Source organism: Clostridia bacterium (assembly GCA_024685775.1).
Taxonomy (GTDB): domain Bacteria; phylum Bacillota; class Clostridia; order Christensenellales; family CAG-1252; genus CAG-1252.
In genome coordinates this window covers 20796-36087 of sequence record JAIKVL010000019.1, presented here as the reverse complement: position 1 = coordinate 36087, position 15292 = coordinate 20796, and the positions used below count along the sequence as shown (strand labels likewise).

Genomic DNA, 15292 nt, shown 5'->3' with positions numbered 1-15292 from the left:
TTCCCGCACTTTTCGGAAGTTTGAAGTACGTGATCGATAAAGACAGAAAGATGGGTGCTTATCTCTTGACCGGATCGCAAAAATTTGAACTTATGAAAGGCGTCTCGGAAAGTTTGTCGGGAAGGATTTCCGTAGTGGATCTGCTGGGGCTTTCTTTGCGAGAGATATTCGTTGACGAGTGGAGCGAGCCATTCTTTCCGATAAAAGATTATTTATATAAGAGACCTTTTGAGCGCATTCTTACGCCGAGTACATTATGGGATGTTATCCACAAAGGCAGCATGCCCGCTCTCTATGAAAAACAGGATCGCGACTGGGCGCGCTATTATGCCGATTACGTATCCACTTATATCGAAAGGGATGTTCGTCAGATCATAAAAGTCGAAGACACGTTGACTTTTATGCAATTCCTCGTGGCACTCGCGGGCAGAACGGGAGAGATCCTCAATATGGATTCTTTGGCAAAAGACGTGGGCGTCAGTGCACCGACGATCAAGAAGTGGCTTTCCGTTTTGCAAGCCTCCGGCATTATTTACCTTTTGCAACCCTTTTCTTTGAATGCGGCAAAACGCGTGATCAAGTCGCCCAAGGTCTACTTCACAGATACGGGGCTCGTTTGCTACCTTTGCAAATGGCTTACGAAAGAAACGTTGATGAACGGTGCGCAGTCAGGCGCGATTTTTGAAACCTTTGTCGTGAGCGAGGTAATCAAATCCTACTACAACGCAGGAAAAGAACCGCCGATCTATTATTTCAGAAGCAAAGACGGTCAGGAGATAGATCTGCTCTTTTGGCAAGATGGGACACTATACCCCTTGGAAATCAAGAAGACCGCATCTCCAAATATCAAAGATATCAAACATTTTGCCGCGCTTGCGTCGCACTTTCCTTTGGTCAAGATCGGCGAGGGTGGAATCATCTGCAAAGTTGAAAAGCTTCTTCCTCTTGGCGAAGGCAACGTCGCCATCCCGATTGAGTACATCTAGAACACGGATAAATCTAATTCAATGACAAAAGAGGTGTTTATATGAGCTTCAATAAAACCATCCAGATGTGCATTTTTGATGGAAATCCAAGCGGAAGAATCATGTGTGAACTATCCAATTGGAACGGACGCGTATATAAGATTTCCCGAAACGAACTCGCGAACTTTGCGACTCGTCCGGATTGCTTGCATACCGGCGTATACTTCCTTTTCGGCAAAGATGAGGATAACATAGATACCGTATATATCGGCGAAGCAGAGAAAATGTTGACTCGGTTAAAACAGCACTTAAAAGATAAAGATTATTGGAATGATTGCATTGTCGTTGTTTCAAAAGATAACATCCTCAACAAAGCGCACGTTAAGTTTTTAGAAAATACCTTCTACAACCTTGCCAAAACGGCCAATCGGTTTTCTTTGATAAACGATACCGTGCCTACAAAGTCTTCCGTCTCCGAATTTGACGAAGGAATGCTTGAAGAGTTTGTGGAAAACACAAAACTGCTTGTAAATACCTTGGGATACAAAGCGTTTGAATACGTTGAACGCAAATCAATTAAAGCTCCGTCTCTTTTCTATATCAAAGCAGCGCGTGGTGCCGATGCGTCCGGGGTTCTTGTTTCTGACGGATTTATGGTTATGAAAGGATCAAAAGTTGCGATGGAATTAGCGCCAAGCGTTTCCGACAGTATCAAAAAACTTTACCAAAGATTATTCGATCAAAAGAAAATTTCACAGGACGGTTCTTTTATTTCAGACTATGTTTTCACAAGCCCCTCTCTTGCTGCTTCGGTTGTTATGGGCAGGAATGCTAACGGAAGAACCGAGTGGAAGATGAAAGACGGTACTACAATAAATGATTTGGAGAAGAAGCAAATAGCAGAATCGTTTTATTAATTAATATTATTTTTTAATATTAAACAGCGGAGCAACTACGGTGCAGTGTGATTCACCATTGAGGCTCAACCGAACCGCTCGGTTGAGCCTTTTTTTTATAAAATGAGAAGGATCGGCGCGCGATGCGGAAAACGAATGTGACAAATCGGCGCAATGGTACGGTTTGCGGTTTTATAAATTTTTGAATAAAAAATCATCTGAAAATGCTTCACGAGGCGGTTTTAAGGGGGAAATAGGGGCTCGTCGCGATGCGAAACGGACGCAATCTGCAAGGCTGTGAGACGGTCTGCGCGGTCTGTTTTTCCGAATTTCGCCGGGAAAAACAAGCAATTTGAAAAAAATCCGAAAAAGTGTTGTTTTCGCTTGACACCCTCGGTTTTCGGGGGTATAGTATATGCATAATTTGGCATCTTGATTCGACTTTTACCGATTTTTTTGGAAGGAGATTTGTAAAATGAGCAAAAATCAAGCAAATTCGTCGCGTTCAAAATTAAGCTTTTTCAAGATTTTCTCATTCGTTTTCGCGTTTGTTTTGGTCGCATCGGTCGTGTCCGTAACGGTCGCGGCGGTAGCGGGCGCGCCTGTCGGAGAAGCGTATGCCGAAAGCGTATACGACGAAGACGATTTTCATATTTATCAGCAAACGGATTCCAGATGGGGCTCCTATCGTTACGGCACGGGATCGGGCTCCAATAACATCCACAATAAAGGTTGCGGTATTCTTTCGACGATAAATGCCGTCGAATATTTGACGGGGAATTTTATTAACCCCAAGATCTTTGCGGATTGGGCGAGGAAGACGGGTCAGTATTGCAAAAACGTCGGATCGTACAACACGATAACGAAGAATTCCGTCAGCAAGTTCGGAAAAAAATACGGATATGAGCTGGATGAGTACTACGTGTTCAGTTCTCACGTCTCCGTAAAGAGCGACGGTTCGCCCAAAACCAAAAGCGGAATGACTTCCGTTTGGAATCATTTGGTAGAGAAACTTTCCGACGGGGATACTTGCGTGTCGCTTGTCAAAGGACACTTCATCGCAATCGTCGATTACGATGAAGACGCGAATAAAGTCTTGGTTCTTGACTCCGCCGCGAGCGTTACGAGAGGAACGAGCGCGTTGGCGACCGCTTCTTGCAACTGGAAGACGATGAATCAGCTGTGGAGCGGGTCCTCCGAGGGAAAAGCGAAATTGAAGCTCAGACAGATGTTTACTTTCCTTAAATGCTCGGAGGATGACGATGTCCTTTTCGTGGAAGACGCGATCGAGTGGGCGGTCAATACTGCGAACGATAATTCCTGCGGATACAGCACGAAGACCAGAAACGGCCCCGATTACGATTGCTCTTCGTTTATCTGCACTGCGTTTAACAAGGCGGGCTTCGGCGTAAGCGCTTCGTTGTCCACCAAGACTATGGCAAACGCATTCAAGAAAGCGGATTTCGAAGTGCTCACGAAAAGTCAGGCGGGCGCTTTGCAAAGAGGCGATATTCTGCTTAAACCCGGCTATTCCGCGGAATTGTATCTCGGAGACAATAAGTGCGTAGCCGCGTTCGGGGACTATGACCGCAAGCGCGGGGACAGCTCGGGCAGAGAAATTCAAGTCAGAAGCAAAGCAAGCACCAACCTGTTAAAAAACAAAAGCTATACGTACGTCATCAGATACTGATCCCGAGAGACGGAGACGGTATAAATCCGAAACGTCGAATAAAACGATTGAAAATGAGTTCGGTAGATTATCGGACTCATTTTTTTTCAGTCGAAGAGATTTTCTTGCGCGCTCTCGTCGGCTCGGCGCGTCGCGCGCCCTCGCGAATTTTACGGCGGCTTCGGGGCGTTTCCGTTTCGTAAAAAGCATTCGGGGAAGCGGGCGAGGGGTCGGGGCGTCATCCGATGAATCTCGACGAAATCGCTTGCGCGCGAAAGGTCCTTATAGTATACTGTCATTGCCGAAATTAAAACTAAGTTTTAATTGCAGAGAACAGTGGCGGCGACAGAGGAGAAAAAATGAAACTGAACGACGTTTGGGGATACGGGCAATTATTTGCGTTTTCCGGCTTGGACGGATTGACGCGTTATTACGACGATTTCGTCGCGACGCTGAGATGGAAAAAGGGCGAGATCCGATTCGAGCTTAAAGAATGGGTCAAGGTTTCCTTCCCGCTTTCGGGCAGGGTGCGCTTCAAAGCCGTTACGGGTGATATGATCGACGCGGAGACCGAGAAAGGGGAGTTCTTCCTGACTTTCGCGGGAGAGGACGCTTTGATTGGGTACGTCCCGGAGCTTCCCACATTCAAAGGGGAAAAAGGGTTGAAGTGCGTTAAGTCCTGGGACGTCGACGTTTACTGCACGACCTACGACCGCATCGGCGTCGATTGGGAGAAGACGGATCGCGGCTACAAGATCGCGATTTATCACGCGTTTTCGATCGAAGGAGCGCGCGCGGGCGTTCACGAAACGCTCAAAACGGCGGATCCGGACGCTTTGAAAACCGCGCGTTACGCGTATTTTGCGAACCTTCCCAAATGCAAAGATAAAAAATACGAAAAGCTTTACTACAAGGCTCTTTCGGTCAATAAGGTCAACGTCCACAGCCCGCAAGGGACGATCCCCTGCCGCTGGACGACGCCGAACCGCGTTCCGCACCGCCATATGTGGCTGTGGGACAGCGTGTTCCACGCGCTCGCGATGGTGAACTATAACCCCGAGATGGCGAAGGACGCGCTTCGCGCCGTCTTGACGCAAGCGCATTCCGACGGTTTTATTCCGCATATGATGTCTCCGTTTCAATGCTCGGACGTAACGCAGCCGCAGGTGCTGGCTTGGGGCGTATGGACCGTCTATAAAAAGACGGGCGACCGCGCTTTCCTCGCGGAGTTTACGGATGTCCTCGAAAAGTACTTGATTTGGGATATGGAGCATCGCGATAACAACGGGAACGGGTTGCTCGAATGGCTGACCGAACCCGACCAACCCAACTGCAAATGCGGCGAATCGGGGCTCGATAACAGCCCGCGCTTCGACTTTGACGACGAAATGGACGCCGTCGACTTCTCGGCTTTCGCCGTCCACGACGCGCATTATCTCTCCTTGATCTTCGCGGAACTCGGCGATCCCGAACGCGCGGAAAAATGGCAACGCGTCGCGGACCGGATCAAAGATAGGATCAACGCCGAACTTTGGGACGAGGAAACGGGCACCTACTACGACAAATTGCTCTCCGGGGAGTTGACCCGCGTTTTGTCCCCCCTCAGCTTCCTTCCGCTTTTCTGCGGCATTCCGTCAAAGGAGCAAGCGAAACGGATGGTCGCGCTTTTGACTGACAAGACCAAGCTTTGGACGCCCGTCCCGCTCGCTTCGATCTCGCAGGATCATCCCGCCTTCTCGACCGATATGTGGCGCGGCGGCGTTTGGCTGAATCTGAACTATTTCATCATCAAAGGGCTTCAAGATTACGGCTACGACGACGTCGCGGAAGAACTTAGGGTAAAGACGCTCGAAACCGTCAAGAAATGGCACAAAAAGACGGGCACGATCTTCGAGTTCTACGATCCTCTGGATCAAACGATTCCTTATCGCTGCGAAAGAAAGGGCAAGCAGCCCCGCGTGCCGGATTGGCGCAAGCAGTGGCATTCGATCGTGGATTTCAACTGGTCGTCTTGCTTTACGTTGCTCTTTATTTTGAAAGAATTCTATTGATCCCCGCGCGGTCTTCCGCGGCTTTCGGTCGGGATCTTTCGAAAGAAAAAAATGCGGCGGCGCGCCGCCGAACGGGAAACGGGCTTCGAGCGATTCGGAGTCCGTTTTTTATCGCAAAAGGGTTTCGGGATTTTTTCAAACGCGCCGAAAATTTTTTTGAAATATTTTTGAAAAAGCAAATATTTGTAATAAATTTGTCATAATTGGTTTCGTATAATGAGGGTGTAGATCGACGCGGGAAACGCTTATGCAGCAGGGCGCGAACCCGTCGAGCTAAGATCCGCTGAAAAATGCGGATCTTAAAACGCCTTTCTTTCGGGGTTTTGGCGCGACCTACGGGATCGCCAAAGCCCTCCTTTCTTTTTTTTTATCGCCGATTCTCGGAGATTTCGATCCTCGAAATTTTTCGATTCAAAAAAATTTTTAAGAAAATGTAATTTTTGCAGAACAAATCGTGCTATAATGTTTTCAAGACGAAAAACCCGACAAGAAGTTTACAGATCGCGCGTCGCTTTTCGGAGTCTCGTCGGAAGGGCGAATCTTCGACGCGGGAAGAAGCGGAGTTCTATCGCTTCCCCGAGGGTCGCACGGCGAATCAAAACGGATATAACCCTTTTCAAGGGGTGGAAAAAGAAAGGAAAAACGAAGAAAGGAGGGAATTTTTATGACAAATCAAATGGCGAATAAGACGGCGATCGGCGCAATGTTAAGCTTGATCGGCGGCGATGCGGGAATGAACCATAAGTCCTTCTGCATCGGCTGGGTACTCTTTATTTTTGCCTGCTTGATGCTCGCTTGGTTTATCGGGTATCTTGTTTCCAAGAAGAAGAGGGGATGCGGCTTGGCGGGGCTTTGCGCGTCGGGCGCGGTGCTCGTGTTCGGGATCATCGCGATCTGCCTGCATCAATGCGTCATCGCGATCATCGGACTGGTCTTGGCGGCTTTGGCGTTCTCGGCGTTCCTGATCGCGTTCCTCAAAAAGGGGAAAGCGGCGCCCGTCGAGATCAAAGAGGAAAAGAAAGAAGAAGTAAAAGAAGAAGCGCCCGCGCCCGCTCCCGTAAAGGAAGTGAAAAAGACGGAGAAAGTCGAGAAAGAAACCGGCTACTATCGGATCACCGAGGACGGCGCAGGCAAATGCACCTTCGTGCTTTTTGATGACGAGGGCGACCATCTTTCCAAAGAAATGGGCGTTTTCGCGACCGAAAAGGAAGCGCGCGATGCGATCGCGGTTTTGAGAAAGGTCGGGAAAAGCGCGCTCGTCGAGAATCGCGTCGGGGATCTCGAAGACAGTCTCCCGGAGCCGAAATTCGTCTTGGACGTTACGAACAAGGGTGTCTATCGTTATACGCTCTTCGGCGAGGGTGGCGAGATCCTTTTGCAGTCGGTGCAATATCTGAATGAGAAACGCTGCGTAATAGATCTCAAAAAGACGCTCGTTTGCATCGCGGCGGAGGAGATCCGAGTCGCGGAAGGCGAAGCGAAGAACGACGTGATCGAAGAGGTCGAAGAATTCGTCGAAGAACCCGTCGCAACCGTTGCGGAAGAAGTCGCGGAAGAAATCGTCGACGACGAGGCGGAAGAAGCGATTGAAGAGTTTGAAGACGAGCTCATCGCGGAAGAAGATCTCGAAGAGGACGCCGAAGCGTTCGCGGAAGACGCCGAAGAGGTCACCGAGGAAGAGCTCGAAGAACACGAAGAGGATACCGTCTCTTTGAAAGAGAACCTTGCGATCGCGAAGGCGACGGTTTCGCATAGCAAGGTCCATAAGCAGTACGTCGCGGACTATCTGAAAGGGAAGTATGACGACGGCGTCGAACTCAACAGGCGCGAAAACGAGACGAAGACGGGGCTGCCCCTCGCGGACACGCACTACGCCGTCCGAGAGAATCATAAAAACGTCTGCTTCGTCTACGTCTACGAAGTCGGTGAGACGACGATGCTCCTCGTCAAGCTGGATGAGAAGTACGGAAACGCGCTCGCCGAGAAGCATGAGCTCGTCAAGAGAAGCGCATTCCCGAAAGCGAAACACGCTTGGTACAGCGTCATCGTGGACGACACCTTCCCCGAAAGCGAGATCCAAAGCATTTTGGATGAAGCCTACGGCTATTGCGGCGGCAAGCGCAAGGAAGGACTTTCTTTGAAGGAAAGCTTGGCTGCGGCGAAAGCGACCGTTACGAAAGTCGAGCGCACCAAGAAAGGAATCGCCGGCTATTTGGCGGCGGATTACGGCGACGCCGTCGAGCTCAACTGCCGCGGGAACAGGACTCGGACGGGTCTGCCTCTCGCGGACACGCACTATGCGATCAACGGGGATAAGAAAGCCTGCTTCGTCTACGTCTATGAAGTCGGCGCGGTCGTCCTCTTGATCCGTCTCCCGGAAGACTATGCGGAGAAGCTCGCCAAGACGCATCCGACGGTAAAGAGGAGCGCCTTCCCGAAAGCTCCCAATCCTTGGTACAGCGTTATTTTGGACGACAGCTTCCCCGATGATGCGGTCGATAAGGTTTTGAGAGCCGCTCACGACGCCGTCCTTAACTGAATTACCAAACGGTAAAAACAACGAAAAAACCCCGACCGCAAGTCGGGGTTTTTTATCGGAATGGGATAAGAGGGTGGAAACGATTTCGTTCAGTCGAACTTGATCCGATTGATTTTGAGCGATTCGTCGAACGCTCTGCCTGCGGAGCCGTCGATCTTTTCGAGGAAGATCTCGGCAGTCAGGGAGATCACGGCGCGGAGCAAGTGACCGCCTGCGAGTTTTCCGCCGGGCCCCGCCGCGGTCATATGCAGGTGGACGTAAGGCTCGCCGCCCTTTGTCGTCAGGTTGCCCGCGAGCGAATTGATCTCGTGATTGCCCGCGTAACGCGCGCGGACGTAGTCTTGCTTTTCGAGATCAAAGACGCCGACCTCGAAATCATCCGTCGCGCCGATGCCGGAGACGGCCGCAAAGGCGATCTTTTCGTCTTTCGCGACTTTGAGAAGAGAGGTCAGGATCTCGTCGCCTTTATCCAGTCGGACGGCGACGATATTTTCGAAGGTTTTCGTTTCCATAAATTTCCTCGCTTTTTCCGACAGTATAGCATTTCGGCGCGTTCCCGCGCAAGAGGGCGCGGCGATTTAAAAGAAATTCCGCGGAATTTCAGAAAAAAGAGAGCGTTCTTTTTGGAGAAGATGTATAATAAGAAAACGCGGGTCCGCCGCGCGAAAGGAGAGAACGATGGAAAAGAAAGTGGCGCTTTTGGGAGATTCGATTCGCTTATACGGGTACGGTCGCATCGTGCCCAAACTATTGAAAGGAAAGGCGGCGGTTTTTCAGCCCAAAGAGAATTGCAAGTTCGCGAAGAATCTGCTTCGCTTCTTGTTCGATTTGAAAGAAGATCTCAAAGGGTGCGACGTGATCCACTTCAACTGCGGTTTGTGGGACGTCGCGAATATCGTCGGAGACGGGAGCCTTTTCTCGACGGACGAAGAGTACGCGCAAAACGTCCTTCGCATCGCGACGGCGCTTCTTAAAATCACGCCGAAGGTGATCTTCGCGACGACGACGCCCGTCAATCCCGCTTATCCATATAATAAAAACGAGGACATCGACCGCTTTAACGCGCTCGTCGTTCCGAAATTGCAAGCGCTCGGCGTCCAAATCAACGATTTACACGCGTTGGTCGCGGAGGACGTTGCCGGCAATATCTGCGACGATAAGATTCACCTGACCGAGCTCGGCGCAAAGCGCTGCGCGGCGCAGGTCGCGCGGGTCATTGAGGACGCGCTCGCGAAATAGCGGATAAAAAGCGAAAAAGGTCTCGATCCGTTCGAGATCTTTTTTCTATGCGCGCGTATAACGCGCAAAGAATAAAAGGAAACGCTCGTGAATCGGGTGAAAATTTTTTCGCTAAAACTCTTGACAAGCAATACTATGCATTGTACAATATGGTGCATAGAGCAGTATGAGGTGAAAGATGGACGCACAAATCAAAAAAGGCCTGTTGGAAATATGCGTGCTTTCGGCGATCGAGGAAGAGCCGTCTTACGGCTACAAGATCATATCCGATCTTGCGCCGCACGTCGTCATATCGGAATCGACCTTGTACCCGATCCTTCGCAGGCTCGAAAAAGGCGGCGCGGTCAAGACGAAGACCGTCGCGTTTAACGGCAGGCTTCGCCGTTACTTTTCGATCACGGAAGAGGGCAAAAAGAAGATCGACGATTTCATCGAGGTGATGGATCAGTTCGAAAAGATTAAAAGTTTTCTGTTAAGGGGGAGGAAATAATGAAATACAAAGCGTGGGAACGCGAGCTCAAAAAGGAACTCGCCACGATCTCGAAGACAGAACGCGATAGAACGATCGAATTCTATCGCGAAATGAAGGATGAAAAAATGTCTCGCGGGCAAAGCGAGGAAGAGATCACGGCGGAATTCGGTTCGCCGAGAGAATGCGCGAGGCGCGTCGGGCAAGCGAGCGGCGCGACGATCTCCGGGTTCGAAGAGGAAGAGACTCCTCTTCCCGAAAAGAAGTCGAGTTCTTCGCCCATGGCGCTCGTCGGTATGATCTTGGCGCTTCCGCTTCTCGGAGCGGCGATCGGCGTCCTCGTCGCGTTTGCGGCGTGTTGCGCCGCCGGGATCGGAGTCGCGATCGCCGGCATCGCCTATGCGGCGGTCGGTCCGTTCTTATTCGGCGCGACGGGGTTGATCATCCCCGCGTACGTCGGAATGGGACTCGCCGGGACGGGGGTCGGGCTTCTGGTTTTCGTCGGGTTTATGCTTGCGACGAAGGCTGTCGCGACCGCGATCAAATCGCTTTTGAGCGCGGTATTCGTTCGGAGGTAAGGTATGAAAAAAGCGATTTTTGTTTTGTTGATTTTAGGCATTTGCTTGCTTCTTCTCGGCGGCGGCATCTTTGCGGTCGCCATGGCGAAAAACGATTGGGATTTTTCCAAAATTTCCAACGTGACGTATGAAGAAAAGACCTTTGAAGCGGATGCGTCCGCCGTCTCGAAGATCGTCGTAAACGCGGACACCGATGATATTTCCCTCGCGTATTCCGAGGACGAAAAGATCCATATCCTGTATTACGACAAGTTTGACAAAAAGGGAAGAGAGATCAAGGTCTACGATCCCGTTTTGACCGATGGGACGCTGACCTTATCCGGCAACCGCTTCCGTTGGTGGCGCGTGGGTCTCAGTTTCGGGAAAGGCAAGACTTTCGTGATCTCCGTTCCCGCGGGCAAGACGATCGCGCTTTCCTTGGACACGGATACCGGGGACGTCTTTGTCGGAAGAGAATCCGAAACGCGCGCGTTCAGCGAATTGAATCTGAAAACGGACACGGGTTCCCTTAAACTGAACGGCGAGATTACCGTGGAGCAAAACGCTTCTTTCAAGGTCGACACGGGCGACGTCCGCATTTCGGGCAAACTTACGGTCGCGAACGAATTGAAAGCGGAAACGGACACGGGCAAAATCGCGATCTCGGCGGCGGTCGAGGCGAAGAAAATCACGCTGAAAACCGACACGGGCGATATTAAGATCAGCGGCGTGATGACCGCGCCTTCGATTAGCTGCAAGACGGATACCGGCGACGTCGTCGCGACGGCGGCGCTCACTTCGCCGAGCATCACCGTCAAGAGCGACACGGGCGACGTCCGTCTCCTGCTTGCGGGCAAGAAAGAGGATTATTCCTGCTCCCTTTCGACGGATACGGGTAGCACCTCTCCCCGCTCCTACACCCAAGGCGACAAGCGCGTGGACGTGGACGTGGACACCGGCGATATCCGCCTGACTTTCACGGAGCAGTAAACGATTCAAAAGAGTAAAAAGGGCTCGATCGGATTCGGTCGAGTCCTTTTTTTGTATGTGAAAATCACGCGATAGCCGCGTGTGTCAAGTGAGGTTAACCGACGAGCTGGACGACCTCTTATGCTTTATCCGAGGGGTCCGTCAGCGGGTAGCAAATAACAGCTGCCCGATCGATGGATCAATATAAAACGAATTTTTGCGTTGCGAAATTTTGTATGTTTCGACAATAGGTGTTGACAAAGCATGTTAATTGTGGTATCTTTGCATTATAAAGATATTGTCGACAAGCTTTGCTTTTGCTTGTTTACAATAAAGTTCGTAGAGTTGTTAGCAAAGACAAGAATAACAAAGTAGAGTCGTATGGAGAATATACCGCGACAATTGACACAAATCAAAGCGGATATTTTGAGAGTTTTGACCTTGCAAGTGGCGTGTTTTTTACAACGGCAAAAGGATGAGTTGAATGAGTCGAAAAATCAATAGAGCGATCGGTTTTGTCGTTATTTTGCTGTCCACCATTATGCTGATGATGGTCAGCATCTCATGTGTATCCACAAGAAAGAACCCTGTTAAAGAAAACCCTCCCACGGTTGTGGCAAAAGAGCGGCAGGTTGCGGGAGAAATGCACGTTTTCGCAAATCAAACGGTTCATGCGGCTTTTAGCATTCCTGTACTTGTTGATCAAAACTTGTCTATGTACAATACCGGTACCCGTGGATCAAACGATAAGCTTTTTGTAAAGAGTATCAGTGGCGAAAGAATAGAAGACTTACGCATCGAAGGGCTTCAATCCGATTGTTTTACAATGGACGGCAAGGCGGGCGTTTCTGCTTCGGATTGTTCGGTTTGCATTTTTGATTTTATGGTTGCGCCTAATGCGGATTGGACGGAAAAAGGTATTGTCAGAAAAGTAACAAGCATTTCTTTCCGATTGTTGAATTGCGATGTTAATGTTCCCGTTGATATAAGTATTTATGAAAAGGAAAACGACGTAGATTTTCTTCAACAATGTCCTATTGTAAATGACCGACAATACAGAACGCTTTCCCAACGAATACTGAATACGGATCAATTTATCAATCAAAATCACGCATATTCGCTTGCTCTGAATTGGAATATACAAGGATGGGGCGGCGTAGATGGTGAAGATGATCATTATGCGACGATTGTAGGGTTTCGATTTGCAAACGAAGCGTTACGCCTAAAAACTATCAGCATTATAAAAGACAATGAAGAAGGCGTTCCGATTGACGAGACGAAAATTGCTTTTGACTTGGCAAATACGCACTATGACTTAACCAGTAGGCGGTGCTATTGGAGTGGAAATTTTGTTGAGTTTGAAGTGGAAATCGCAAAAAATGATCTGCAAATAGCGTCAGATTCTTTAATAATGCAGTATACGTTGAACGGCGAAACTGAAATATTCGAAGTCAACCTCGCAACAGTCCAGCTGTATAGATATGATCTTTTTGAGTAAATCTTGATATGCGTAACTGGTCGAAATTTGAAATCCGGACCAAATTGTAACGTCCTCTCTCCCGATTTTCGGGGGCTCTTTTTTTTGTTTCGGAGGGCACGTTCCGCGCGCGAAATCGAAAAAAGTTCTTACGAAAATTTTTTCGAAAAAGGGTTGACAAAATAAAAATGGTTGTATAAAATATAGTTGTATCAAACATAAATCGAGGTGCCGAAAATGGAATACGATTACGTCGAAGCTTTGAAATTGAAGAATCAACTCTGCTTTCCGCTTTATGCGGCGGCGAGGGGAGTGGTCGGTCTGTACACGCCTTGGTTAAAGCCGCTCGGGATTACCTACACGCAATATCTCGTGTTTTTGGTCTTATGGGAAAACGGCGACTCTCCCGTCGGAGAGATCGGAGAAAAGCTGATGCTGGATAACGGGACGCTTTCTCCGCTTCTCAAAAAAATGGAAAACAGCGGCTACGTCGAAAAGCATCGCAGCAAAGAGGACGATCGGGTCGTTCTCGTCTCGCTGACGGAGAAGGGAAAAGCGCTCCGCGAAAAGGCGAAGGACGTTCCCCGAAACGTGGCGGGGTGTCTGCGCCTTTCGCCCGAAAAAGCGCAAGCGTTATATTCGTTGTTATACGAATTGCTCGAAAACGGAAAAAATCAATAAAGGAGGATAGAAAAGATGAAAACCGTTTATGATTTTATCGTAAAAGACCGGAAGGGAAACGATGTAAATTTGTCCGACTACAAAGGAAAGGTCCTTTTGATCGTGAATACCGCCACCGGGTGCGGGTTTACGCCGCATTACGAACCGTTGGAAGCGATGTACAAAGACAAGAAAGATCAGGGGTTCGAGATCTTGGATTTTCCCTGCAACCAGTTCGCCGATCAAGCGCCCGGATCGGATGAAGAGATTCATTCGTTTTGCACGATGAAATTCGGGACCGACTTCCCGCGTTTTCAAAAGATCGACGTCAACGGCGAGACGGCGGATCCGCTCTTTGCTTTCCTCGCGTCGGAAAAACCGTTCGAGGGGTTCGGCAAGGGCGTCGGAAGTTTCTTTTTGAAGAAGTTTGCCGACAGAAACAATAAAAAGTACGGCGATAAAGCCTACGTCAAGTGGAATTTTACGAAATTCCTCGTGGACAGAGAGGGGCGCGTGGTCGCGCGCTTCGAGCCGACGGCGGATATGAAGGAAGTCGAGAAAGCCGTCGCCGCCTTGTTATAAGGAGATCGGGTATGAGAATACGGCTCAACGAAGACCAAGAAGTCGTGAAGACGATCCAAGAAGGGTTGAAAGCGAAAGACGGCTATTGCCCCTGCCGCGTCGGGAAGCGACCGGAGTTCAAATGCATGTGTGAAGAATTCCGCAAGCAGATCGCCGATCCCGAATTCGAAGGATTGTGTCATTGCAAACTGTACTATAAGGAAAAGTAAGCGGAGCGGCGGCGCGAAACGGGGGCTTGATTTCGGCGGCGAAGTCCTATATAATAAAACCGAGGTGAGCTTATGAAAATAAAACCGCTATTTTTAGTCCCCCTTTCCGTCCTTGCGTTCGTCTTTCTCGGCGGCGCGGTTTTTTCCGGCGTCGTCTTTTTATCGCCGAGGAGTAACCCCGAATTCGTGGCGCATCGCGGATACAGCAGTAAGTTCCGCCCGAACACGCTCGGCGCGTTCGAAGCCGCGGCGGCGGAGTCCTTTTGGGGAATCGAGACGGATATCCGTTTCACGCGTGACGGCGTCCTCGTCTGCGAGCACGACGAAAGCGTCTCCTATAAGGACGGGACGTCTCTTGCGGTCGCTTCGAACGATTTTTCCGCGCTTCGCGCGAAACCTCTTAAAAACGACGTAAACGGCGACGAAGTCTATCTCGCGACCTTCGCGGAGTACCTCGGCGCGTGTAAAAAGGGAAATAAGATCGCGGTCGTCGAACTCAAAGGAACGTATTCGACAGCGGAGATCAAAAGGATCCTCGCCGCCGTGGACGAATCGTACGATCGCCGAAAATGCGCCTTTATTTCGTTCGATTACGGGAATTTGATCCGTCTGAAAGCCGAGGACGCTTCTTTGACGCTGCAATATCTTTCAAGCACGAAAGACGATCCGCAATTTTCAAAAGCCCTCGAAGACGGCGTTTCGATCGATATCGAAACCAAATGCGTAACGAAAAAGCTCGTCGAGCGTTTCCATAAAAAGGGTTTGAAGGTGAACGTTTGGACGGTGAACGATGATTGGAGCCTGAATAAAGCGAAGAGGGCGCTGGCGGATTACGTTACGACCGACCTTTATCACTGAACGGCGGTAAATAACCGCACAACTTCTTCGTTTACTGCCATCGGGTTCGCGCAGTTGCGTACAAGGAGTACGCGCCTACGCGTTCCCTCGTCGAGCCTCGAATTTGCACGGTTCTTTGCCGCCGTCTATTCGAGGATTTTTTATTCGAATAG

Annotated in this window: 15 protein-coding genes; 14 read left to right on the top strand and 1 reads right to left on the bottom strand. The window is 49.8% G+C overall.

Annotated elements, in window-relative coordinates:
- The 5 genes from K5753_03830 to K5753_03810 form a co-directional block, all read left to right on the top strand.
- Positions 1-986, top strand: a 986-nt coding sequence (locus tag K5753_03830; GenBank protein MCR4726331.1) for a DUF4143 domain-containing protein, incomplete at its 5' end; no start/stop codon positions are given.
- A gap of 41 nt (positions 987-1027) precedes the next feature.
- Positions 1028-1882 (top strand): GIY-YIG nuclease family protein, encoded by an 855-nt coding sequence (locus tag K5753_03825; GenBank protein ID MCR4726330.1) that lies wholly within the window; start codon positions 1028-1030, stop codon positions 1880-1882.
- Between the two features lie 532 nt (positions 1883-2414).
- Positions 2415-3551 (top strand): C39 family peptidase, encoded by a 1137-nt coding sequence (locus K5753_03820; GenBank protein ID MCR4726329.1) that lies wholly within the window; start codon positions 2415-2417, stop codon positions 3549-3551.
- Positions 3552-3889: 338 nt separating this feature from the next.
- The gene (locus K5753_03815) at positions 3890-5581 is read left to right on the top strand and encodes a hypothetical protein (protein ID MCR4726328.1); all 1692 of its coding nucleotides are present in this window, start codon (positions 3890-3892) and stop codon (positions 5579-5581) included.
- A gap of 664 nt (positions 5582-6245) precedes the next feature.
- Positions 6246-8120, top strand: coding sequence for an SUR7/PalI family protein (locus K5753_03810; protein MCR4726327.1), 1875 nt, complete (start codon positions 6246-6248; stop codon positions 8118-8120).
- 89 nt (positions 8121-8209) lie between these two features.
- Here K5753_03810 and K5753_03805 read toward each other — a convergent pair whose 3' ends face one another.
- Entirely contained in the window at positions 8210-8632 is a 423-nt protein-coding gene (locus K5753_03805; GenBank protein MCR4726326.1) for a DNA-binding protein, read from the bottom strand.
- 166 nt (positions 8633-8798) lie between these two features.
- Here K5753_03805 and K5753_03800 point away from each other — a divergent pair, with 166 nt between their 5' ends.
- The 9 genes from K5753_03800 (at position 8799) to K5753_03760 (ending at position 15140) form a co-directional block, all read left to right on the top strand.
- The gene (locus tag K5753_03800; protein ID MCR4726325.1) at positions 8799-9359 is read left to right on the top strand and encodes an SGNH/GDSL hydrolase family protein; all 561 of its coding nucleotides are present in this window, start codon (positions 8799-8801) and stop codon (positions 9357-9359) included.
- Between the two features lie 178 nt (positions 9360-9537).
- Positions 9538-9849: a PadR family transcriptional regulator gene (locus K5753_03795; protein MCR4726324.1), complete on the top strand. Its 312-nt coding sequence runs from the start codon at positions 9538-9540 to the stop codon at positions 9847-9849.
- Complete coding sequence (locus K5753_03790) at positions 9849-10406, top strand: DUF1700 domain-containing protein (GenBank protein MCR4726323.1); 558 nt, start codon at positions 9849-9851, stop codon at positions 10404-10406. The genes K5753_03795 and K5753_03790 overlap by 1 nt, the downstream gene beginning before the upstream one ends.
- Positions 10407-10409: 3 nt before the next feature.
- Positions 10410-11375: a DUF4097 domain-containing protein gene (locus K5753_03785; GenBank protein ID MCR4726322.1), complete on the top strand. Its 966-nt coding sequence runs from the start codon at positions 10410-10412 to the stop codon at positions 11373-11375.
- 463 nt (positions 11376-11838) lie between these two features.
- Entirely contained in the window at positions 11839-12852 is a 1014-nt protein-coding gene (locus tag K5753_03780) for a hypothetical protein (GenBank protein MCR4726321.1), read from the top strand.
- Positions 12853-13068: 216 nt separating this feature from the next.
- A complete protein-coding gene (locus K5753_03775) occupies positions 13069-13512 on the top strand; it encodes a MarR family transcriptional regulator (GenBank protein MCR4726320.1) in 444 nt (147 codons plus the stop codon).
- A 15-nt stretch (positions 13513-13527) separates the two neighbouring features.
- Complete coding sequence (locus K5753_03770; GenBank protein ID MCR4726319.1) at positions 13528-14073, top strand: glutathione peroxidase; 546 nt, start codon at positions 13528-13530, stop codon at positions 14071-14073.
- Positions 14074-14084: 11 nt separating this feature from the next.
- On the top strand, positions 14085-14282 hold the full coding sequence (locus K5753_03765) for a ferredoxin thioredoxin reductase catalytic beta chain (GenBank protein ID MCR4726318.1): 198 nt from the start codon (positions 14085-14087) through the stop codon (positions 14280-14282).
- A 72-nt stretch (positions 14283-14354) separates the two neighbouring features.
- On the top strand, positions 14355-15140 hold the full coding sequence (locus K5753_03760) for a hypothetical protein (GenBank protein ID MCR4726317.1): 786 nt from the start codon (positions 14355-14357) through the stop codon (positions 15138-15140).
- Positions 15141-15292 lie beyond the last annotated feature (152 nt).

What these genes read in the sequence shown, in the direction of transcription:
- K5753_03765 (MCR4726318.1), top strand. Translation starts at nt 14,085, where the DNA reads ATGAGAATACGGCTCAACGAAGACCAAGAAGTCGTGAAGACGATCCAA.
- K5753_03760 (MCR4726317.1), top strand. Translation starts at nt 14,355, where the DNA reads ATGAAAATAAAACCGCTATTTTTAGTCCCCCTTTCCGTCCTTGCGTTC.
- K5753_03790 (MCR4726323.1), top strand. Translation starts at nt 9,849, where the DNA reads ATGAAATACAAAGCGTGGGAACGCGAGCTCAAAAAGGAACTCGCCACG.
- K5753_03825 (MCR4726330.1), top strand. Translation starts at nt 1,028, where the DNA reads ATGAGCTTCAATAAAACCATCCAGATGTGCATTTTTGATGGAAATCCA.
- K5753_03810 (MCR4726327.1), top strand. Translation starts at nt 6,246, where the DNA reads ATGACAAATCAAATGGCGAATAAGACGGCGATCGGCGCAATGTTAAGC.
- K5753_03770 (MCR4726319.1), top strand. Translation starts at nt 13,528, where the DNA reads ATGAAAACCGTTTATGATTTTATCGTAAAAGACCGGAAGGGAAACGAT.
- K5753_03780 (MCR4726321.1), top strand. Translation starts at nt 11,839, where the DNA reads ATGAGTCGAAAAATCAATAGAGCGATCGGTTTTGTCGTTATTTTGCTG.
- K5753_03775 (MCR4726320.1), top strand. Translation starts at nt 13,069, where the DNA reads ATGGAATACGATTACGTCGAAGCTTTGAAATTGAAGAATCAACTCTGC.
- K5753_03795 (MCR4726324.1), top strand. Translation starts at nt 9,538, where the DNA reads ATGGACGCACAAATCAAAAAAGGCCTGTTGGAAATATGCGTGCTTTCG.
- K5753_03815 (MCR4726328.1), top strand. Translation starts at nt 3,890, where the DNA reads ATGAAACTGAACGACGTTTGGGGATACGGGCAATTATTTGCGTTTTCC.
- K5753_03785 (MCR4726322.1), top strand. Translation starts at nt 10,410, where the DNA reads ATGAAAAAAGCGATTTTTGTTTTGTTGATTTTAGGCATTTGCTTGCTT.
- K5753_03800 (MCR4726325.1), top strand. Translation starts at nt 8,799, where the DNA reads ATGGAAAAGAAAGTGGCGCTTTTGGGAGATTCGATTCGCTTATACGGG.
- K5753_03805 (MCR4726326.1), bottom strand. Translation starts at nt 8,632, where the DNA reads ATGGAAACGAAAACCTTCGAAAATATCGTCGCCGTCCGACTGGATAAA.